At 37.5% G+C, this 23,404-nt stretch carries 16 protein-coding genes and 1 pseudogene; 1 reads left to right on the forward strand and 16 read right to left on the reverse strand.

What is annotated here, in order from left to right; translation table 11 throughout:
- Window positions 1-22: 22 nt before the first annotated feature.
- The 6 genes and pseudogenes from M594_RS05720 to eno form a co-directional block, all read right to left on the reverse strand.
- Window positions 23-1,615 carry an Eco57I restriction-modification methylase domain-containing protein gene (locus tag M594_RS05720; RefSeq protein ID WP_173876208.1) on the reverse strand — a complete coding sequence of 531 codons (1,593 nt, stop codon included), beginning with the start codon at window positions 1,613-1,615 and terminating at the stop codon, window positions 23-25.
- Entirely contained in the window at window positions 1,605-4,568 is a 2,964-nt protein-coding gene (locus M594_RS05725) for an Eco57I restriction-modification methylase domain-containing protein (protein WP_173876209.1), read from the reverse strand. Before M594_RS05725 ends, M594_RS05720 begins: the two co-directional genes overlap by 11 nt.
- Window position 4,569: 1 nt before the next feature.
- Window positions 4,570-4,776, reverse strand: coding sequence for a helix-turn-helix domain-containing protein (locus tag M594_RS05730; protein WP_173876210.1), 207 nt, complete (start codon window positions 4,774-4,776; stop codon window positions 4,570-4,572).
- Window positions 4,777-4,923: 147 nt separating this feature from the next.
- A pseudogene (locus M594_RS05735) lies at window positions 4,924-5,578 on the reverse strand (DNA-binding protein).
- 212 nt (window positions 5,579-5,790) lie between these two features.
- Window positions 5,791-6,285 carry a YkgJ family cysteine cluster protein gene (locus tag M594_RS05740; RefSeq protein WP_173876211.1) on the reverse strand — a complete coding sequence of 165 codons (495 nt, stop codon included), beginning with the start codon at window positions 6,283-6,285 and terminating at the stop codon, window positions 5,791-5,793.
- 175 nt (window positions 6,286-6,460) lie between these two features.
- Window positions 6,461-7,765 carry a surface-displayed alpha-enolase gene (gene eno / locus M594_RS05745; protein WP_000022813.1) on the reverse strand — a complete coding sequence of 435 codons (1,305 nt, stop codon included), beginning with the start codon at window positions 7,763-7,765 and terminating at the stop codon, window positions 6,461-6,463.
- Window positions 7,766-7,928: 163 nt separating this feature from the next.
- On the opposite strand from eno, the gene M594_RS05750 reads away from it, so the two are divergent.
- Entirely contained in the window at window positions 7,929-8,375 is a 447-nt protein-coding gene (locus tag M594_RS05750; protein ID WP_173876212.1) for a DUF1694 domain-containing protein, read from the forward strand.
- Here the strand turns inward: M594_RS05750 and M594_RS05755 are convergent.
- The 10 genes from M594_RS05755 to M594_RS05800 form a co-directional block, all read right to left on the reverse strand.
- Window positions 8,372-9,487, reverse strand: coding sequence for a glycerate kinase (locus M594_RS05755; RefSeq protein WP_173876213.1), 1,116 nt, complete (start codon window positions 9,485-9,487; stop codon window positions 8,372-8,374). The two genes, M594_RS05750 and M594_RS05755, sit on opposite strands and share 4 nt — an antisense overlap.
- Complete coding sequence (serB, locus tag M594_RS05760; protein WP_173876214.1) at window positions 9,484-10,140, reverse strand: phosphoserine phosphatase SerB; 657 nt, start codon at window positions 10,138-10,140, stop codon at window positions 9,484-9,486. Before serB ends, M594_RS05755 begins: the two co-directional genes overlap by 4 nt.
- A gap of 58 nt (window positions 10,141-10,198) precedes the next feature.
- Window positions 10,199-11,632 (reverse strand): glycogen synthase GlgA, encoded by a 1,434-nt coding sequence (gene glgA / locus M594_RS05765; protein ID WP_173876215.1) that lies wholly within the window; start codon window positions 11,630-11,632, stop codon window positions 10,199-10,201.
- The gene (gene glgD / locus M594_RS05770; protein WP_084926522.1) at window positions 11,629-12,768 is read right to left on the reverse strand and encodes a glucose-1-phosphate adenylyltransferase subunit GlgD; all 1,140 of its coding nucleotides are present in this window, start codon (window positions 12,766-12,768) and stop codon (window positions 11,629-11,631) included. Before glgD ends, glgA begins: the two co-directional genes overlap by 4 nt.
- Window positions 12,758-13,900 carry a glucose-1-phosphate adenylyltransferase gene (locus M594_RS05775; RefSeq protein ID WP_173876216.1) on the reverse strand — a complete coding sequence of 381 codons (1,143 nt, stop codon included), beginning with the start codon at window positions 13,898-13,900 and terminating at the stop codon, window positions 12,758-12,760. Before M594_RS05775 ends, glgD begins: the two co-directional genes overlap by 11 nt.
- On the reverse strand, window positions 13,890-15,818 hold the full coding sequence (gene glgB, locus M594_RS05780) for a 1,4-alpha-glucan branching protein GlgB (RefSeq protein ID WP_173876217.1): 1,929 nt from the start codon (window positions 15,816-15,818) through the stop codon (window positions 13,890-13,892). Before glgB ends, M594_RS05775 begins: the two co-directional genes overlap by 11 nt.
- Before the next feature lie 271 nt (window positions 15,819-16,089).
- Complete coding sequence (locus tag M594_RS05785; RefSeq protein WP_000199367.1) at window positions 16,090-17,514, reverse strand: NADP-dependent glyceraldehyde-3-phosphate dehydrogenase; 1,425 nt, start codon at window positions 17,512-17,514, stop codon at window positions 16,090-16,092.
- A gap of 195 nt (window positions 17,515-17,709) precedes the next feature.
- The gene (pulA, locus tag M594_RS05790; protein WP_125393290.1) at window positions 17,710-19,995 is read right to left on the reverse strand and encodes a type I pullulanase; all 2,286 of its coding nucleotides are present in this window, start codon (window positions 19,993-19,995) and stop codon (window positions 17,710-17,712) included.
- A 153-nt stretch (window positions 19,996-20,148) separates the two neighbouring features.
- Entirely contained in the window at window positions 20,149-22,107 is a 1,959-nt protein-coding gene (gene ligA, locus M594_RS05795) for an NAD-dependent DNA ligase LigA (protein WP_173876218.1), read from the reverse strand.
- 91 nt (window positions 22,108-22,198) lie between these two features.
- On the reverse strand, window positions 22,199-23,377 hold the full coding sequence (locus tag M594_RS05800) for an MFS transporter (RefSeq protein ID WP_173876219.1): 1,179 nt from the start codon (window positions 23,375-23,377) through the stop codon (window positions 22,199-22,201).
- Between the last annotated feature and the right edge of the window lie 27 nt (window positions 23,378-23,404).

The following is a 23,404-nucleotide window of genomic DNA, read 5'->3' on the forward strand; positions in this document are numbered from 1 at the left end:
TTACTCCTTTAAGTAAAATATATCACTCCACTCTATTCCTCCTTAGACTATTCCATACATCATATATTTCATTAATTTCAGATTTATCGAACCCTGATAATGGTTGAATTAAATTATCCACCCATTTTACAATTTCTGTGAACTCATGATTTTCTCTAAGTTTTTCATCTATTTTTTTTGAGATTTCAATATAATCTAAACCATTATTAATTTTAGGTAATCTAATATTTTTTAAATCACCTGGCAGTATTTCTAAAGCTCCCCCACCAAAAACTCTTCCTTCTAGTTCAAAAGATAGAAGTGATACTGATGAATAAAATAATACCAATGCTTTTGCAACATCAATTCCTTCATTAAATCTGATTCTGTGAAAAGTATCTGTACTCGTAGCTTTAATTTCATTTTTGACTATCTTCGGAAAATTCCCCATCCTTCTAAGTAAAAATGCATCTGGAGTCCATATAGATGGAACTTCGTACCATTTATCCCTTAAACCTAATTTATATCCTTTATGTTCGTCTCTACTTTCTACTTCCTTTATATATTTTTGGGCACCTCTATTTAATTTCTTATTATTGAAATCTAATAGCCAAACTTTTCTACCATTTAAACTATTATTCGAAATATCATTTTCTGTATAAAACAATCCAACGACATCTAAACTTCTCCCTACCAAAGGAACTTTATAATCATCTAGGCTATACTTATTAACCGTCTCATTATTCACAACAAAGACTTTATTATTTCCAGTAGTAATACCTACTTCAATGGTACTAATATCTTTGATTGAGGTAGTCTCATTAATAAATTTATCTTCATAGAATTTCATAAAGTTTTTTCTTAACAAAAATTTTCTCCATTTGTCACTATTGTCAAAATCATAATATTCAAATGGAATAGAATAGATTTTATTAGATAATTGAGACATATCTTTTACACTAATATTCCTTATTAATGTTTTTTTACTTTCCATATCTCTTTTTATTCCAAAAATAAGTACAACATCCTGTTGTATTCCAGAAAACACAATGTTATCAAAACAAATAATAGTTACTTCTTTTAGTTCCTTGAAAATAAACTTTCTAAGCTCCTTAGCATAAGACACTTGCAAAAGATCCGTTGGCAGAACAAATGCAAATTTCCCACCCAAACTTAATAATTCAATGCTTGCTACTGTAAAAGCAACCCATGAATTTATCAATTTATTAGGTTTCATGCCATTGCGTTTTAATATATCACTTTGATAATTTCTCTGTTCTTCTGATAAAAATTGATATCTAATATACGGAGGATTTCCTATTACAGCATCATATTTGATTCCTATATCTTTTATCTCTTCGTAAAAATTATAAAAATCATCATTTATAACCTTTGTATTATCAATAGCTTTAATTTTTTCACATTCCAAAGGATCGATTTCAACCGCTATAACATTTGCTTTATCAGCAAGTTCAACTATCTGTTTTACAAATCTACCATCTCCCGCGGATGGTTCTAATACATTAAAAATTTGTTGTTTATCCGTAATCCAGCTTGTAAGGAAATTAACAATTTCAAAAGGTGTATAGAAAACGCCGTTTAATTTTTCTTCTGTTTGCTTACTTTTAACATTCATTATTTTCTTGCACCTTTAATTCTATTAATTCGTCTATTTGAGTATTTATTTTTGATATTATATTTTCTTTAATTCTTAAATTAAGTTCTTTTTTCCTTGAATCAGTCTCATTTTCTATATCTTCGTTTGTAGTATTAATACTCTTTACCAATTCAGTAATTCTATCAAAAGCTTTATATTCATATTCATTTTCAAAATCAATTGGTAGAAGCGGTATATCCTTGTACATATTTGTTCCGTGAGTGTAAAAACCTCCTTCAAAATCACTGCCAATAGTTTTAAAAATTTCATCTGTAAACCAGTGACTAAGCCAAGCTTGAATATATTCCAAGTTGTATTTCGAATTCTCTTTCAAATACAATCCTATATAACCTGCTGTACCTCCTGATGAATATGCAATATTATTCCTATCTATATTAAAGTTTGGCTCTTTAGAAAGCACTCCAACAATTATTTTTTCTTTATCAACTTCTCGTAAGGCTTGAGAGCGACCATACTGATACCATTCAAAATCACCTTCATTTCCTCTTACATCTCGCTTACCTCCTAAACTTTTAGGAAATAATTTATCTTTAAAATAGTGCAGATATCTCCATGTATTTGGATAATTTTCTTTCATCTCTTTTTCATGTATGATTTTTCCATTAATATATGGGAAAATCACATAGTTTGTTGATTTTAGATTTTGGTATGACTTATTTTCCCCATCACTTTTACTTGGCAAATAATATTCTCTCAATAGTTCTATCTCTGCTTTAAATTCCTGTCCATCTTTTATAAATGTGACTACACCATTTTCATTTGAAACTATCGTATTTTTGGGTATTTTATAAACATCATTTTTGCTAGTTTGTATACCGTTAGTAGGTATTATTTCTTCCTCAATACAAGGAAATTTTTCTTTTGCATATTCATACTTATTAAGAATTGTACTATCATCTGTTAAAAACCAATGTGAAATATCTAATTTTGAAACATCAAAAATTAATCCTTTTTTGTTGTTATAAATATCTTCTGGCGATGAAACTTTCGTATATTCAAAAGAATTTCCATAATTTTTTTCTAATTTTAAAACACACACATAGTTAATAACACCTTTAAACAATTGTTTACTTCCAAAATCAAAAATTTTAGATATACACTTCTCCTTTAAAAGAAAATCTCTTAATTTCAATGCAGATGCAACATTAAAAAATTTGTTTGGAACTATAAGTACACCTTGTCCATCTTCATTCAATAGGTTTACTATTCTCTCGATGAACAAAAAATATTTATCATACTGTTTATATGCACTTTCATATTTCACTTCATATGCTGATATCTCTTCTTTTGGAGTTGAATTAATAATATCTTCTTTCTTCAAATATGGAGGATTACCAATAATAATATCAAACTGCATCTGCCTTTCATCTTCACTTCTCATGGGCATAATCTCATACAAATCATCTTTATTTACAGATACTATATCTATATCAGCATCACTGACTAGCGAATTCGCACATACAATTGTTTTAGTAAGTGAGGGCAATATTGGTGAAATATCCTCTATTCGTTCCCTATCTTCATTGGATAATAATCTTAATAATAGAGAGAAACGTGTAAGTTGAACTGCTTGATTATTTATATCAAATCCTAATAACACCTTTTCTATCAACGATCGTTTAACAGCAAACGGCACCACTTTTTCATCAATAAATTCGCTATTTTTATCCGCATATAAATCTACTAAATGTCTTTCCAGAAAATTATAAATCTCAATCAAAAAAATCCCAGATCCAACAGCGATATCAATTATTCTTAATTCCAGTATTTCTTCAACCGATTTTCCAATAATTTTATCAGATAAAGCCTGTTTCACCATTGATACCGCTATTTCATCAGGTGTAGATATTACAGATTTAATTTTTGCACTTTTTGTTTTCTCTAATGTCGCTATTCCATCATTAATTACAATTTCCTGTTGCAAAAAATTTTCATATATTTTGCTTAAAATCGATAAATCAATTACAGAAAAATCATAAGACACATTAGGAAAATATAAATTCTCTACTATACTACTCAAAACATTTTCGCTCAGATCTGTGATTATACTAGAGTTTCTAAATAATTCCGAATTATATTTTTTATCTAATGTTTTGAAATAATCTTTATAGCTTCTATGACTTAATATTTCATTTTTTAAGCTATAATGATTTTCAAATCTATTATCTTCTGCAAATCTCAAAAACACTAATTGATTCAAAAATGTCTGTATACATTCATTAACATTCCCATATGAATTTATATTGCATCCAGAACTTAATAAATCATTTGCAATCAAAACTCGCCAACCATTCAACTGATCTAGAAAAACTTTATCTAAAGACATTTTAGTTGCATCTTCTGGTCGTACAGACTCTATCCATTTATTAAATGTCCCGTTAAAAAGACTCTCTCTTGAGAGTAAGCTATATATTTCTTCAAATTTTTCTTCATACTCAGAATAATGATAAAGTTTATATCTATACTTACTAGCAGCATCAGATTCTCTGGGCATTTCATAAGTTAAATATATTGCTAAATATTCAAAATTTGTAAGTAACGAAATATCATGTCCAGCATTCCATCCGTATCTTCTAGCTTGTAAAGCTGGAGCTTCTTCTAAAATGATATCAACACTAACTTTTTTTGCTTCGACATAGAATTTGCTCATTCCATTCATTCTAATTGTATAGTCTGGTCTATCTTTACTGTTGACTGTAGAATATTCTTCTGCTACAACTTCTCGTTCCTTAAATGATAATCCATCGGGATTAGAAATATCCCAACCCAATAACCTTAAAAAAACATCTATATATTGTTGCCTAGTCATCTGCTCATTAAAATTATTTTTTTGATTTTTATAGTATGGCAAATTTTCAGAAAAAACATTCACAAGTCTATTTAACTTCTGCTTTTTCATTTCTAAATTCATATTATTCCTCCACGCATTCGACAATTTCCGAAATATCACACTCTAAGACATTGCATATCCTTAGCAATACATCAGTAGTGACATTTTCGCCATTTTTTATTTTGTAGAATGTACTTTTACTTACTTTGGCTTTTTCCATAAGCTCAATATTTTTCATTTCTATATCTATTAATTTCTTAAATAATTTTTTATAGCTTAATTTTGACATGAATATCCTCCAGTCTTATCCATCTTAACATCATATCGTTTCTATTATAGCACAATAATAGAACTTTTAGTAGTATTATATTCTTTTTTCTCGAACTAATTTTACAAAAAAATAATCGGTACAGTCCGAAGATCACACCGACATATTCTATCTCTCAGTTTTCTTTAAAGATTCTTTCTTCTCAATAAGTTTTGCTTTTTCTTTAGCCTTATATTTCTTAATCGCTCCAAGTACAGATTCTTTCTTCTTGTTCTTTCATTTGTTCCTTTGACTTTAACAGTTTTGAAGAAAGTATCCTGACGTTGCTATGCTCCTTACCGTTATCATCAATGGAAGTTATGATTTGTCCAAAGAGCTTAACAAAATCCCCCTGCTTAAAGTCCTTCGGAATATCACTCTTTTCTCCATAAGCGGAGCAATTATGATATACCTTATTTCCCTCATCATCTTTGGATACAACGGAGAAATTTGCTACCTTAAAGGCTTCACCGTTCTTATTTTCTCTTTCAACTACATCGACTTCTCCAACGATATTTCCTACAATATTTATAAGGTTATTCTTTTCTTCCTGAACATAAGGCATGTCTTTTATCTGTCCCTGTTCCCTTAAATCCTCAATCATATAATCAAATTCCTCATGTAGTGAATTAACGGTGTCATTGTCCATAAAAGCATCATAGAGCTTATCCAAAGCACTTTCATCGTTGATACCTTTTTCCATGCTTATAATCGCCTTTACAAAATCCTTATGATTATCATTTACCATATCTTCAATCTGATTTCTCATTGTTTTGTAATCCATATTTTTATCTCCTTATATTATATTTAGTGCAGTTAGTTACTGCCAAAGCCTAAGTGGACTTGAAATACTATATCTGGAGGTACTCCTATTTGAAACAAGAAGTATTTTAGATAAAACTATTGACTTTTCTTATAGTTTGTCTTTCATATTGCTAGTCATTATGAGAATTTTTTATCTTGTAATCCATGTACAAGATTTAAAGTCACAAATTTCTATAACTTATCCTTTAATTTCTCAACAAAGAGATAGGCTGCTGGGCAGGTCAAGGTATTCTTAATTGTCAAATGGTTGATTTGATGGATTTTTTTACGGTCTGTATGGGGAAATTCACGACAGGCCTTTGGACGAACGTCATAAATAGAACAGAGGTTATCTCCTCCTAAAAATGGGCAGGGCATGGATTTGAAAACCTTATCCCCATCTTCATCTACCTGCAGAAACTCCGCTTCAAAAGCTGGTAATTTCATCTTAAAATACTTGGCGATTCGTGTAATATCCGCTTCTTTAAAGTCAGGCCCCAATGTCTTACAACAGTTAGCACAAGCAGTACAATCAATCTCAGCAAAAACTTCTTGGTGAATCTGCTGGGCTATTTTATCCAAATTCTTAGGTGTTTTTTTCTTTAAATTGGCTAAAACTTTACGGTGCTCCTTCTGCTTTTGCAAGGCTAGCTGATGGTAATACTCAATATCAATTTCTTTAGACATAATTTCTTTCTAACTCACGTATTTTTGTCTATTATACCATAAACACTGCCCCTTTTTTGCCCCCTGAACAGAAAAAAAGCCCTTCGGATAAAATCCGAGGGGCTTCAAACGTTGTTAAACAACGGCCGAACTTTTAAATTTCAAGGTTCGGAATAAAATCGTTCACTGAACTATTTTATTTTTTCAAGTTGTAGAATGATTTCAATCCACGGTATTCAGCTACTTCACCAAGTTGGTCTTCGATACGAAGTAATTGGTTGTATTTAGCGATACGGTCTGTACGTGAAAGTGAACCAGTCTTGATTTGTCCTGCGTTAGTTGCAACTGCGATGTCAGCGATTGTTGAATCTTCAGTTTCACCTGAACGGTGTGATACAACGGCAGTGTAACCAGCTTCTTTAGCCATTTCGATAGCTTCAAAAGTTTCAGTAAGAGTACCGATTTGGTTAACTTTGATAAGGATTGAGTTAGCAGCACCTTCTTGGATACCACGTGCAAGGTAGTCAGTGTTTGTTACGAAGAAGTCGTCACCAACAAGTTGTACTTTCTTACCAAGACGTTCAGTAAGAGCTTTCCAACCATCCCAGTCGTTTTCATCCATACCATCTTCGATAGTGATGATTGGGTATTTGTTAACCAATTCTTCAAGGTAATCGATTTGTTCTGCAGATGTACGAACAGCAGCGCCTTCACCTTCAAATTTAGTATAGTCGTAAACTTTACGTTCTTTATCGTAGAATTCTGATGAAGCACAGTCAAATCCGATAAATACGTCTTTACCTGGAACGTATCCAGCAGCTTCGATCGCAGCAAGGATAGTTTCAACACCGTCTTCAGTTCCTTCGAAACGAGGAGCGAATCCACCTTCGTCACCTACAGCAGTTTCCAAACCACGTGATTTAAGGATTTTCTTAAGAGCGTGGAAGATTTCAGCACCGTAACGAAGAGCTTCTTTAAATGTTGGCGCACCAACTGGCAAGATCATGAACTCTTGGAAAGCGATTGGAGCGTCAGAGTGAGAACCACCGTTGATGATGTTCATCATTGGAGTTGGAAGCACTTTAGTGTTGAATCCACCAAGGTAGCTGTAAAGCGGGATTTCAAGGTAGTCAGCAGCAGCACGAGCTACAGCGATAGACACACCAAGGATTGCGTTCGCACCCAATTTACCTTTGTTAGGAGTACCGTCAAGAGCGATCATAGCACGGTCGATAGCTTGTTGATCACGTACATCGTAGCCGATAATAGCTTCAGCAATGATGTTGTTTACGTTGTCAACAGCTTTTTGTGTACCAAGACCACCGTAACGAGATTTGTCACCGTCGCGAAGTTCAACTGCTTCGTGTTCACCAGTAGAAGCTCCTGATGGAACCATACCACGTCCGAAAGCACCTGATTCAGTGTAAACTTCTACTTCAAGTGTTGGGTTACCGCGTGAGTCTAGGACTTCGCGAGCGTAAACATCAGTAATAATTGACATTTTTTACTCTCCTTATGAGTTAAATTTTTTACACCTCTATAATACCTTAAATACCCTCCTTTTTCAAGAAAAAACGTTATCTTTGTGCAAATTTTCCTTAACTTTATAAAGTAATCGCTTTCTTTTGTCTGTTTTATTCTAACTTTTATGATATACTATTTTCATGACAAATTTATCAAAACAATTACTTGAAAAAGCTCATGGTGGGCCAAAAATAAATCCGGATGAGCAAAGACGCTATCTTGGTACTTTTGAGGAAAGAGTTCTTGGATATGCAGATATTGACACGGCAAATAGCCCTCAGCTAGAAAAAGGCTTTTTATCTATTTTAGAAAACCTTCAGGAAAAAGCAGAGCCACTATTTGTGAAGATTTCGCCAAATATCGAATTTGATAAGCAAGTTTTCTACTTAAAAGAAGCAAAACAAACGAATAGTCAAGCAACTATAGTATCTGAAGAGCATACTTCTTCTCCTTTTGGCCTGATTATCCATAGCAATGCACCAGTTCAAGTAGAAGAAAAGAACCTTCGACTTGCTTTTGCAAAACTTTGGGAAGTTAAAAAGGAAGAACCAGCCAAAACATCCATCTGGAAGAAATGGTTTGGCTAAATATTGTGCATACTTAATAAACGCCCAATATTGGCAGCCGTGTGCTCCAAATACAAACTGGCATTTTTCAGACTATCTTCTAAAGGTTCACTTTTCTCCAAAATAGAAAAAGCCGCTTGGATATTCTCAAATGGTAAAGGAGGTAAATCGTCAGCAAGACTACCACAAATAGCAATGACAGGAACTCCGACAGGGGTTCTTTTTGCAACACCAATAGGCGCTTTACCTGATAAGCTTTGACTATCTAGCCTTCCTTCTCCTACAACAACCAAGTCAGCATGTGAAACTTTCTTATCAAAGTTAATTAAGTTCAAGCAGGTATCAATTCCAGATACGATACTTGCCTGAGCAAAGGAACACAAACCTCCAGCAAGGCCTCCACCAGCTCCTGCTCCTTTAATTTCTAATGTTGCAGGGGAGACTTTTTCATAAAAATCTTGGATCGCTTGATCTACGGCCTCAAACATAGTAGGAAGTACGCCTTTTTGTTTGCCAAAAATGTAGGTCGCACCTTGATGACCACATAAGGGACTCACGACATCTGCTAAAATACGAATTTGAACATCTTCAGGAATTTCATAGCGATTTTCTGTTGATATAGAAGCTAATTTTAATAAGGACTGACCGCAAGAGGGCAAGATATTTCTATCCCTATCATAAAATCGATAACCCAAACCAGCAGCAATCCCCAGTCCTCCGTCATTACTGGCCGTTCCACCAACGCCAATATAGATATCTTTAATCCCTTGAGCAATGAGATGACGAATCAACTCTCCAATACCACAAGTTTGGATTTTAAGTGGATTTCGTTTCTCTAGCGGAATCTTTCCAAGGCCAACCAAGTCGGCAACTTCAAAGAGTGCCAGTTCCCTTTTTTGAAAATAGCGCATGGCTTCTTTTTGGCCAAAAGGGCCTGTCACTTGGATCCATTTTTCTTCTAGGTCAAGAGAATGTCGAATGGAATCTACTGTACCTTCGCCACCATCACCAACAGGGCAGAGGACACATTCTACATCTGCTATCGATTGTTGGAATCCTCTTTTTATTGCTTCAGCTACCTGTTGAGCGGACAAGCTTTCCTTAAATGAATCTGGTGCAATTACAATCTTCATATTTTCCCTCTTTCTAAAAAGTCAATCAAAGGTAGAACTTCTAAAAAATCCCTCTTGTCAACATGATGTGGTATTTCTTTTTTGAGCACTTCTTTAGCACAAAAAGCAATTCCCAGTCCTGCTGACTTCAACATTAATATGTCATTGGCCCCATCACCGATTGCAATCGTTCTTTCTTTAGGAAGTTTTAGTTTCTCTCTCCATTGTTCCAGAGTCTCTTTTTTAACCTCGGGACTGATAATTTGTCCAACTAATTTTCCTGTTAGAAGACCGTCTTTGACTTCAAGTTGGTTGGCAGAAAAATAGGCAATTCCTAGAGATTTTGCTAGTCTCTCAACTATTGGTGTAAAGCCACCAGACACCAGACCAACTAGGATGCCATTCTTTTGGAGAATAGAGATGAATTCCTGGGCATTTGGAGATAGATGAATAGAGTTGAAGACTGTATCAAAGACCGAAACAGGAAGACCTTCCAACAAGGACACTCTTTTTCTTAAACTGCTTTCAAAGTCTAACTCTCCTCTCATTGCCCGACTTGTAATCTGCGAAATTTCTTCCTCACGACCTGCCTCTCTACCCAAAAGGTCAATCACTTCTTCTAGGATTAAGGTGCCGTCAACATCCATGACACACAAGCCTTTTACTTGAGACATCAGTTCTCCTCTCTAAACAGCCCAAAAATCGTATGAAGTCATCATACGATTTTATCTATTAATTAACTAAACTATGGTACAAGTCAAGGTATGACCTGCAGGCTGTATCCCATGAGAAATCACACTCCATAGCTTGTTTTTGTAGATTTCTCCAAATGTCTGGATGATTTCTATACAAGTCCAAAGCTGTTTGGAAAGTCCAATTTAACCAATAAGGAGATAGATTGTCAAAGCTAAAGCCAGTACCGCTTCCTTCGATTGGATTGAAAGCGCGAACTGTATCTCGCAAGCCTCCAACTTCATGGACCAATGGCAAGGTTCCGTAACGCATAGCCATCATTTGAGACAAGCCACACGGTTCGAAACGACTCGGCATGAGGAAGAGGTCACAAGCAGCATAGATTTCTTGAGCAAGTTTGACATCAAAAGTAATATTTGCTGATAACTTGTCTGGGTAAATCTGAGCAAACCATGAGAAAGCTCCTTCAAAGGCTGGATCACCAGTTCCTAAAAGAACAATCTGAACATCATTTTGCAAGATATGGTGCAGACTCTCCACCACCACATCAAAACCTTTTTGACGTGTCAAACGAGAAACAATTCCCACCAGAGGAACGTCAGATCTAACTGTCAAGCCAACTCTCTCTTGTAATTTCGCCTTATTTTGTGCTTTTCCAGACAAATCTTCCTGATTAAAATGATAATCTAATAGGGCATCCGTCTGAGGATTATAGAGGTCAGCATCAATTCCATTCACGATACCAGAAACTTTACCGGACTCCATTCGAAGAATCTGTTCCAAGTTACATCCGAACTGACTGGTCATAATTTCATGAGCATAACTAGGTGAAACGGTTGAAACACGGTCAGCATAAAGAATACCAGCCTTCATCCAGTTCAGACAGTTGTTCCAGCGAAGGGTGCCATCAGCGTAACGTTCAAAGCCGACTCCAAACAAATCCCATAACATTCCTTCTGAAAATTGTCCTTGGAATTCTAAATTATGAATGGTTAAAACTGTTTTAATGTCCTCATAGGCTTGAATCCAACGGTATTTTTCCTTCAACAAGAAAGGAATCATAGCTGTATGGTAGTCATGAACATGGAGAAGATCAGGAATAAAGTCAATCCTTTCCATAGCCTCAATGGCAGCTAGTTGGAAGAAAGCAAAGCGTTCTCCGTCATCAAAATCGCCGTAAACATGACCACGGAAGAAATAATATTGATTGTCAATAAAGTAGAAGGTTACACCATTTAATACTGTTTTCTTAATTCCACAATACTGTCTGCGCCAACCAACACTCACCTCAAATTGAAGAACATCTTCAATCTGATTTCCAAATTTAGCCTCTACCATATCATAGTAGGGGAGAATTACTGCAACTTCATGTCCCGCTTTTACCAGTGATTTGGGAAGAGCACCAATGACGTCTCCCAAACCACCTGTTTTTGAAAAGGGTGCACCCTCAGCTGCTACAAATAAAATTTTCATGAATGAATATCCTCTGTTACTTTAGCACCTTTCTTAACGACGACTGGATGTTCTGCAGTTCCACGGATCACAACTCCATCCGAAACTTCAACACCCTTGTCCAAGATAGCATATTCTACCTGAGCACCTTCTCCAATAACAACACGAGGGAATAAGATGCTATCTTTAACCAAGCTATCCTTATGGACATGAATATTACGTGATAAAACAGAATTAGCCACTTGACCTTCAATAATACTACCAGAAGCAAACTGAGAAGTGCTTACCTTAGATGTATTAGCATAATAAGTTGGCTCTTCGTTTTTGACCTTTGTATAAATCTTTTGGTTTGGAGTAAAGAGTGAGTAGAATTTGTGTGACTCAAGCATATCTTTGTTAGCTTGGTAATAAGACTCTACAGAATGAATATTTGCCAGATAACCTGTGTACTCGTAGGCAAAAGCCCCTTCTTTTGCAGCCAAATCACGTAAAACATAGCGTAATTTCTCTGGATGTTCTTTCTTAGCTTCTTCTTCCAAGCGTTCAATCAACCAAGGGGTATCAACGACAAAGATATCTGTGGACATATTGTAAACTTCATCTGTTGACTTGTTATCAAAGAGTTTATGAGAACGAACATGGTCTGTTTCATCCACTTCCAAGATTGCATTTACTTCTGAAATATCTTTTTTAGGTAGTTTTTTATAAACTACAGTGATTGGCCCTTTTGTTGTACTATGTAGATGGAAAACTTGGTTCAAATCAATATTAATTAAAACATCACAGTTAAGTGACACTGTTTGGTTTGAGCCAGAACGTTTCAAATAAGTAAGAAGCTGTTGGTAGTATTCTTTTCCAACTGTACTACTTTCCACACGGGTATTGTAAATACCTAGATAGTAGTGGCTAAGAAGAGTTGACAATCCCCACTCACGCCCTGAACGGATATGGTCAAAGACTGAACTGATATTGTCTTGTTGGAAAATACCAAAAATACTACGGACACCAGCATTAGCAAGACTTGAAAGCGGGAAGTCAATCAAGCGATATTTACCACCAAATGGCAAACTAGCTACTGGACGGTGGTCTGTCAGTGTTGACATATCATGAAAACCAACTGTGTTTCCTAAAATGGCAGAATATTTATCAATCTTCATCTGTTGCTACCCCCACTACTTCATCATATCCTACAACTTGTACTTCTTCTGTTCCATCAATTTCGACACCATCAGAAATAACTGCACCTTCACCAATAATGGCACGTTTGATTTTAGCTCCCTGACCAACAATTGCACCACTCATGATAACTGAATCTACTACTTCTGCCCCTTCGCGAACTTGCGCTCCTGTTGAGAGGATAGAATGTTTAACAGTTCCATCGACAAAACAGCCATCGACAACCAAAGAATCTTCAACATGTGCATTTGCACCAAGGAAGTTTGGCGGTGAAATCAAGTTTCGAGAGTAAATCTTCCATTGACGGTTACGGCTATCCAAGGCATTTTCTGGAGAAATGTACTCCATGTTGGCTTCCCAAAGTGACTCAATCGTACCAACATCTTTCCAGTAACCGTTAGATTCATAGGCATAGACACTTTCACCTGACTCAAGGTAATTTGGAATGACATTCTTACCGAAGTCTGACATATCGACATTGCTCTTTTCAGCAGCAACAAGCATATTGCGGAGACGTTGCCAATCAAAGATGTAAATACCCATAGAAGCCTTGGTAGATTTAGGTTGAGCTGGTTTTTCTTCAAATTCAACGATACGATTGTTAGCATCTGTATTCATGATACCAAAACGACTAGCTTCTTTAAGAGGGACGTCTAAAACCGCTACTGTCAAGCTGGCATTATTATCCTTGTGTGACTGGAGCATATCATCATAGTCCATTTTGTAGATGTGGTCCCCAGACAGAATCAAGACATACTCAGGGTTGACACTGTCAATATAATCAATATTTTGGTAAATAGCGTGGCTAGTCCCCTCAAACCAACGATTTCCTTCACTTGCAGAATAAGGTTGAAGAATCGAGACACCAGAATTGATACCGTCTAGTCCCCAGCTTGAACCGTTTCCAATATGGTTGTTGAGAGCAAGTGGTTGGTACTGTGTAATGACTCCAACATTGTTGATGCCTGAGTTGGCACAGTTTGAAAGAGCAAAGTCAATGATACGGTAGCGCCCACCAAATTGCACAGCTGGTTTTGCAATGCTTTGAGTGAGTTTACCGAGACGAGTTCCTTGCCCACCAGCAAGAATCAAAGCTAACATTTCATTCTTCATTTTCTACTCCTTTTTGGTTTTTACTTGTGACGGTTTTAGTAGGTTTCAATCGACGTTTGATTTTCCAAACACTTGCTCCCATAGCCGGTAGGGTAAAGGTCAAGGTCTGCTCATAATCTTTCCATAGTCCTTCTTGCGTTTGAACAGTTTGATTATGTTCTTTCCAAACGCCTCCCCACTCTTCTAACTCAGTATTCCAGACTTCTTCGTAAATCCCTGCAACAGGAAGTCCGATTGTAAAATCTTTTCGTTCCACAGGTGCCATGTTAAAGACGCAGACTAGCATATCGTCCTTCTTCCCCTTACGGATGAAGGAAAGAACACTCTGGTCTCGATTATCCGCATCGATGATTTCAATACCATCATAGCTGGTATCAATTTCCCACAGACAGCGGTGGTCTTTGTAAAACTGATTTAGCTGAGAAGTGAAATACTTCATCTTAGCATTCATTGGATCTTCTAAGTTTGACCATTCCAACTGTTCTTCAGATTTCCATTCTAGGAATTGCCCATATTCACTACCCATGAAGAGCAATTTTTTACCTGGGTGACAAATTTGGTAAGTGTAGAGATTGCGCAAGCCTGCGAATTGATTATAGCGATCTCCCCACATCTTGTGCATCATACTCTTCTTGCCATGAACCACTTCATCGTGCGAGAATGGTAGGAGATAATTCTCCTTGAAAACATACATAAAGCTGAAAGTCACTAAATTAAAGTCATACTTACGGTAAATTGGGTCTTCTTCGTAGAATCGGAGGATATCATTCATCCAACCCATATTCCATTTGTAGTCAAAGCCTAGACCATCTGAATCCTTGGTGTCAGTAATCTGAGTAGCTGATGAACTTTCCTCAGCTATCATCATCACGTCTGGATGAGCTTGTTTAATGACATCATTCAAACGTTTTAAGAAATAATAGCCTTCGTAGTTGAGATTGCCTCCGTCTTTATTTGGTGTCCATGGAGCATTATCATAATCAAGATAGAGCATATTGCTCACTGCATCCACGCGAATACCATCTAAATGATAAAAATCAATCCAATGCTTAATGCTAGAAATCAAGAAGGACTGGACTTCATTCTTTCCAAGGTCAAAATTGAGTGCTCCCCAACCGTAGTTATGGGCCTTATTATGGTCTTGATATTCAAAAGTCGGTGTGCCATCATAATAGGCCAAGGCATCATCATTAATAGTAAAGTGACCAGGTACCCAGTCCACAATAACCCCAATATTGTTTAAATGACATTCCTCAACAAAATCTTGAAACTCTTCAGGGCGACCATAGGCATGCTCTAAAGCAAAGTAACCCATAAGCTGATAACCCCAACTCAAACCGAGAGGGTGAGACATCAAGGGCATAAACTCAATGTGAGTGTAGTTCATCTCAACCAAGTAAGGAATGAGTTCATCTTTCAATTGAGCAAAACTAAAAGGGCTACCATCAGGATTTCTCTTCCAAGAGCCAGCATGAGCCTCGTAAATATTGACAGGACGCTCTTCAAAGCTCAAGCGCTTTCTACGGGCTAGCCAAAGTCCATCTTTCCATTTTTTCTCTGGAACTTCTGTTAAAATAGCCCCAGTACCAGGTCGTGCCTCATACCGTACAGCCAAAGGGTCAATCTTCATAAGCTGATGGCCATTTACACGTGTGATATGATACTTATAAATTTGGCCTTCGTGAGCAAGACTGGTAAAGACTTCCCAGACTCCAAATTCATTTCGTTCCATTGGAATTTGATTTTCAACCCAATTGGTAAAATCTCCTACCAAATGTACAGCCTGAGCATTGGGTGCCCACACACGAAAAGTATAGCCATACTCTCCATTTTTTTCTTCCCTATGCGCTCCCAGATAATGCTGGAGGTGAAAATTTTCACCTGTCATAAAGGTTTCTAAAGCTTTTTTCTTATCCATACACCCTCCTATTTCTGTAAGCGTTTTCTATAGATTTATTATACTACCTTTTTAGGGAAGATTCAAGTAAATTACGGAATTTGCAAAAAATTCTTTTGAAAGTCTTCAACAAATTCACTGATGTGTTCACTTGTAAATCAAGAATTTTTCAGAAACACCTTGAAAACAGATTTTTTTTAATAATACTATCATAAAGTTCGTCATTTTGCTAACAAAAATATGATTTTAAGTAAAAAAATAAAGCAAGAAACGAATTTCCTGATTTTACATTTCATTTCACATCAAAAACAATGGATTTGACATTTGTCATCGCTTCAATACTATATTTAATTCCTTGCACTCCAGCGCCAGAACCTTTGACACCAAGGAATGGGAAATTATCTGGACCACGCTGGGTTTTATTATTTATATGAACTGTACCCACTTCAAGTTTTTCAGCAATTTCAAATGCTTTTTTGAAATCATTTGTAAAGACTGAGGATTGAAGGCCGAATTCAGATTCGTTGGCAAAGGCAATGGCTTCCTCTACACTAGCCACACGGATAATTGGTAAAACAGGACCAAATGGCTCTTCCCATGCCACTTTCATATCTTTTGTAACTTGGTCAAAAAGCACTGGCCATAGAAGATTGCCTTCGCGTTTGATTGGTGTAAGAGCCTGAGCACCTTTTTCTTGTGCATCATCAATCAAGCCCCAAATAAAGTCTGCTGAAGCATTGTCGATAACTGGTGTGATATCAGCATTGTCGAATGGATCGCCAACTGTTAATTTAGTAACCTCTGCTTGAAGCAAAGCAGCTAGTGTATCTGCTACACTTTCGATAACAATAACACGTTTAATGGCTGTGCAACGTTGACCTGAATAGCTAAAGGCACCCGCAACAATTTGCTTGGCAGCATGTTCCAAATCTGCATCTTCTAGTACTAAGGCTGCATCTTTCCCACCAAGCTCCAACATGATTGGACGCATACCAGCTAAACGACCAATACGTTCTCCGATAGGAGTTGAACCTGTAAAGTTGATGAAGTTGACTTCTTTGTGTTCAATGATATAATCCCCAATTTCTGAACCACGACCCGTAATGGTATTGAAAACACCAGCCGGAATCCCTGCTTCTTCAAACGCTTTAGCCAACAAGAGCCCAGAAATAGAACCTTGTGTTGGTGGCTTAAACATGACTACATTCCCTGCAATCAAGGCAGGTGCAATTTTAGAAGCAGATAAATTAACTGGATAATTAAAGGGAGCGATAGCCAGCACGACACCAACTGGCTCGCGACGAACAACGGCCAATTTATTTTTACTTGCTGCTTCAAAACCGCCACCTTCCATTGCTTGTCCAGTGATACGGAGACCTTCCTCAGCAGCATAGCGAATCAAGTCTGCGGTACGCACCACTTCTCCAATAGCTGCTTTAATTCCCTTTGCCACTTCTTTGGCAAGTATAGTACCAATTTCTTCCTTATCACGTTCTAAAATAGCTGCTGTTTTGTGCAAATAAGCCGCACGTTCAACTGCTGATAAAGCTCGCCAAGCTGGCAGGGCTGCACGCGCAGCTTTCATAGCCTCATCTACTTCTGCCTGAGTCATAGCTGGAACAGTCCCTAATTCTTCTTGGTTTATTGGTGAATAAATCGTAATTTCTTTTTCAGCTGATTTCCATTTTCCATTTACTAAATTCTGATATCTTGTCAAATTCTCGTCCTCCTGAAAATGATTAAGATATATTTTACCAAATTTTCAGAAAATTACAACCCTTTTTGCAATTTTTTTGAGATTATTTTCACAAGCTTGGTTTTTCAAACTATTTGAAACTTGATTCTAATCTTCATTGAAAACTTATAAATGATAAAAAGGATTAGACAATCTAACCCTTTTTAGTTTATGCATTTAAGAGAGTACTTTTAGCACTGCGACACTAGTATCATCAATGACATTTTCTTGTTTCGAACGACTATTGGTCACAAGCATTTCTAGATTTCCTGCATTTTCAAAGTATAAGGAAGTTCCCTTGGCATTGAATACTACCAATAGATGTTCTGGCCCCCCGTGAATCTCGTAAACAATCCATCCGCTATTTTCTGCAGCTGTGTGAACAAAGACATGACGGTAAACTTCTTCGTATGTAGGATAAGAAAAGGCGCTAGTCTGTGTTTTCAGTCGAATAATTTGACGGACAAAGTCAATGCTTTCTTGTCTTTCATTGATTAAATCCCAGTTTATTTGGTTAACACTGTCAGGAGCGTTGTAACTATTCATAGCACGTTCTCGGTCTGCCGAAGTGAGTTGTCCATGTTCACCCGTCGGAATTAATTTGGTTCGACCAAATTCTTGGCCAATTTCCATAAAGGACATTCCTTGCATGAGAAGGTTCATTGCTGTCGCTGTCTCAACCTTGCGCATAATCTGGTCTGAACTTTGATCAGGATGAAGAGTCGCCAACAAATCATGAAGATTGTAATTGTCATGGGCTTCAACATAGTTGAGAACCTGGTTTGGACTGAGATAAGAACCCAATTCTCGGCTACCAAGAATGGCCTTGGCAATGATTGGTTCAGTGGCTGCACCACTTACAAATCCTGACTTGATTGCACCATAAACTTCTCCTCCTTTGACCGCATCACGCTGATTATCATTGAAGAATCCGATATTTGGCATTTGGTAGGCATTATCCTTCTTGGCCTTATCATAAGTTGCAAGACCTGTTCCCATATCCCAGCCTTCTCCATAAGTGATAATACGGGGATCAACCTCATCTAGCGCCCAACGAATCGCTTGCATGGTTTTGACATCATGAATACCCATCAAGTCAAAACGGAAGCCGTCAATATTGTATTCCTGTACCCAGTATAGAAGAGAATCAATCATGTACTTGCGGAACATTTCGTGTTCACTGGCTGTTTCATTTCCAACACCTGTTCCATTCTGGAAGGTACCGTCTGGATTCATACGATAGTAGTAATCAGGGACAGTTGTTTGGAAAGGTGCATCAACCGTTGAAAAGGTGTGATTATAAACCACGTCCATAATGACACCAATCCCCGCATCGTGATAGGCTTGAACCATGGTCTTCAAATCACGAATGACCTGCCCTGGATCATCTGGATTACTAGAAAAACTTGGTTCTGGTGCATTGTAGTTTTGAGGGTCATAACCCCAGTTATAGGTTACATTTCCATCCTCATCGTATTCCTTATGGCGATCAAAGATAGGCTGGAGTTGAACATAGTTGCAGCCAAGTTCTTTGATATAGTCAAAGGCGGTTGCTTGTCCGAATTGGTTTACAGTTCCAGTCTGGGCAGCACCAAGGAAGGTTCCACGGAGATGCTCTGCAACTCCAGAGGTCGGAGATTTGGTTAAATCTCGGATATGCATTTCACAGATAACTGCTTTACATGGATTTTCCAAACGCCAAGGCGCTTCTGTTCCATGTTTGACCACAAATCCTTCTACTTGTCTGTCTTGATGAGAAAGAATTACGGAACGTTTGCCGTCAGGACTTGTGGCAATCGTGTAAGGATCTCTCGTCACAGTCTGGTGGTGAGGAAAGTCAATCTGATACTGATAAGCCTTGCCAGCAAGATTTTCATCTAAGTCTAGACTCCAAACACCAATGGTATTGTACTTATGACTGTATGAATAGCTATTACCACGCTCTAGATTAAAGGTTTTCCAAATCGGAGCGTCGTTGCTGGTATTTTCGTAGACAACCACCTGTACAGCAGTAGCCGTAGGAGCCCAAAGTTTAAAGCTAGTCTGATAATCTGAAAGACTGTAACCTAGTTCTCCTTGGTAGCCCCAGTGGTGATCAAAACTAGCGCTATGTATTGCTCTATCAAAAGCAAATGGATTTTGATCTTTGTAGTAAGGACTAGCAATGGCTGGGTTTTCAGAATAATAAACAGTCTCGTCGCCCTCTAAAATCCAAACTTCTGTCAGAAGCGGATAGTAGTTATAACGCACGGAATATTCCTTAACTGTCCCATCAATCTCGACAGAAAACTTCAGGTTTTCTAACTTTTCTTGACTTGTAACTGTGAAGGAGAACTTTGCTCCAAAAAAGTTATTTTCATAATACAATTTTTCAACATTGTCCGCCTGTTTTCTACTAAATGAACAGGCTGCATAATCCCCGTTTTTTCGATGAAAATGGATGACTACAGGGTAATTAAACATTTCTTTTCCTAATTTCTAATTTTAATTTAATTTTTTATGTGGTGCTGATAGATTCAGCGATTTAATTTCTTACTCAAGATAGACTCAATCCATGTCAAAACACTTTAGGAAAGACAGTTTCAGACTATCTAACACCTAGCCTTCTACTATTCTTTATAAACTTTCTAGCCAAGCTTCATCTCGAACCTCAATACCAAGTTCTTGTGCTTTTTGAAGTTTACTTCCAGCATCTGCTCCTGCAACAACGAGGTCTGTCTTTTTAGAAACACTGCCTGTCACTTTGGCACCCAGACTTTCGAGTTTACTTTTAGCTTCTGAGCGCTTGAGTCGCTCCAATTTTCCAGTCAATACAACGGTCAAGCCTGACAAGGCTGCATCTACCACTACAGTCTGACCTTTATAGTTCAAATTGACCCCAGCTTCTCTCAATTCTCTGAGGAGAATTTCAGAGCCTTCTGTAGCAAAGTAAGTCTGAAGACTCTTGGCAATCACACCACCCAGACTCTCAATACTAGCCACTTCCTCTGGATCTGCCTGAGCCAGATTTTCGATTGAATGAAAATGTTGAAGTAACAACTGACTGGCCTTGCTTCCGACATGACGAATTCCCAAACCAAACAAGAGTTTCTCAGCTGAGTTTTCCTTTGATGCTTGAATGGCCTGATACAGTTTAGCAGCGGACTTTTCCTTAATCCCCTCTAAAAGGAGGAAATCTTCTTCTTTCAAACGATAAATATCCGCCACATCCTTGACTAAATTAGCAGCAAAGAGTTTTTCAACTACTGATGGACCAAGGCCTGTAATATTCATAGCATCACGAGAAGCAAAGTGAATCAAGCCTTCCATGATTTGGGCAGGACAACGCGGATTGATACAACGAAGGGCCACTTCATCTTCAAAGTGCAACAAGTCAGAGTTACAACTTGGACAGTTTGTAGGGATATCTAGTTTTTCTTCAGAAACCCGTTTGGACTCTACTACACGTAAAACAGCAGGGATGATGTCCCCAGCCTTATAGACGATAACCGTGTCGTCTTTGCGGATATCTTTTTCAGCAATATAATCCACATTGTGCAGAGTTGCACGGCTAACAGTTGTACCAGCTAGTTGTACTGGTGTGAGATTTGCAGTTGGCGTGACAACTCCAGTACGACCTACTGTCCAGTCAACTGAGAGTAGTTGGGCTTCTTTTTCTTCTGCAGGAAACTTGTAGGCTACTGCCCACTTTGGAGCCTTAACGGTAAAACCGAGTTCTTCTTGACCTGCTAGGTCATTGACCTTGATTACCACTCCATCGATATCATAAGGCAGATTTTCCCGTTCTTGTCCTACTTCTTGAATAAAATCCCAGATTTCATCTATATTTTCAGCCAAGATTCGCTTAGGATTGACCACAAAACCTAGTTGTTCTAGGTGCTTCAAAACCTTTTCTTGGCTATCACGAGTTGAAGGACTAGCTTCTTGATAGAGGAAGGTAGCAAGATTACGCTTGGCTACTACTGCCGTATCCAACTGTCGTAAGGTTCCTGCTGCCGCATTACGAGGATTGGCAAATTCAGGCTCTCCATTTTCTTGGCGAGCTTGGTTAACCTGGTCAAAAGAAGCGCGTGGCATGTAACATTCCCCACGAACTGTGATATCTAGTTCTTCTGGCAAGGTCAAAGGAATGTCCTTAACACGCTTGAGGTTTTCCGTGATATTCTCCCCAACAGAACCGTCTCCGCGTGTTGCACCAACAACTAAAATCCCCTTTTCATAAGTAAGCGAGATAGACAAGCCATCGATTTTCAGCTCACAAATATAGGTCGGATGAGCCACTTCCTTACGAACACGCGCATCAAAAGCTTCAAGTTCCTCACGTGAAAAAGCATCCTGCAAACTATAAAGAGGATACTGATGACTGTATTTTTCAAAACCATCTAAAACCTTGCCACCAACACGATGGGTAGGACTGTCTGCTAGCACTTGATCTGGATAGGCAGTTTCTAACTCGACCAACTCTCGGTAAAGGCGATCATACTCATTGTCTGAAACCGAGGGATTATCGCTGGTATAGTACTCAGTCGCATAGCGATTGAGCAAGGCGACCAACTCATTCATTCTTTTATTCATAAAACTATTTTACCATAAATTAAGCCCTTCTCACAAACGAGAAGGGCGAAAAAACACTTAGATTGAAATTATTTTTGAAGTCCAAGCAAACTTATGTCTTTTTTTCAAAATGAGTTCGAACATATCCGAGAGCTAAGAAAGATAAGGCTACAACTCCAAGTCCAATAATCAAGAAAGAATAAAGATGGACACTTGGAAGCAAGGTCATCAAACCTTTCGCAAGCGGCATAAAGAGAATTGCCAGTGTAAAAATGGTACTCAATACCCTACCCAAATATTCTCCATCAATCTTGGTCTGTACCTGTGTAAAGAAGTGAATATTAAAAATCGTCATAAAGAGTTCACAAATCAGGTTTCCAGAAAAGGTTAAAATATTGGGCAGTGGCAAACCCATCATGAAAACTCCTACTCCTGTTAAAATCAATAAGAACAAAAGTGTATTCATACTTGATTTAAATTTATTTGCTATCAGTGCTCCTATAATTGAGCCAATCGCACCCATGGTTAAGATAGTCGCATAAGCTCCTTCTACTCCATATAGTTTATTTGAAAAAGGAAGCAAAAACTCAAAAGCCGCAAAAAAGAAATTAACGCTGGAAGCCACTAACAGGAGAAAGAAAATATCTTTTTGATGCCAGATATAGTGCAAGCCATCTTTGATATCCGCAAAAATATCTTTCCCAGTAAAAGGTTTCTTATCTTGAACCATTGGTTCTTCTTTTGGAAGTAAGGCCACTAGAACAAATGCTATAAAAAAAGTCAAAGCATCTAGTAAGAGCGTCAGATGGAGACTTGCAAATTGTAAGACCAGAAAAGAAAGTACAGGAGAACTCACACTGACAACCTGCAAGACCAACTCCAAACGAGAATTGTAGAGGACCAGCTCATCCTTCTCTACCAATTCTGTGATAATGGCCTTATTTGCAGGTCTAGAAAAGGCAAAAGCAATAGCCTGCACAATATTAGCAACAATCAAAGCCCCAATCATCCAGTTGTCATTCCTTATAAAAGAAATAGCTAGACAAAGAATACCACAAACAAGGTCCGTCGTCATTAAAATCTTACGACGAGAAAAACGGTCTGAAATGACTCCGCCAAAGGGGTTGACGAGAATAGATGTGACGAGTTCAGAAATCTGATACATTCCTAAAACTGTCTGTCCGATAGTCCCCATGGAAGCCAACCAGACACTATTTCCATAATCATAGAGCATATTCCCTATCTTGTTAACAGCTCCACGGCTAATCAACTGTACTGCATAGCGATTCATATAAAAACTCCTCTCAAATTTTGAAAC

It is taken from the genome of Streptococcus mitis, assembly GCF_013305725.1.
GTDB classification, from domain to species: Bacteria; Bacillota; Bacilli; order Lactobacillales; family Streptococcaceae; genus Streptococcus; species Streptococcus mitis_BO.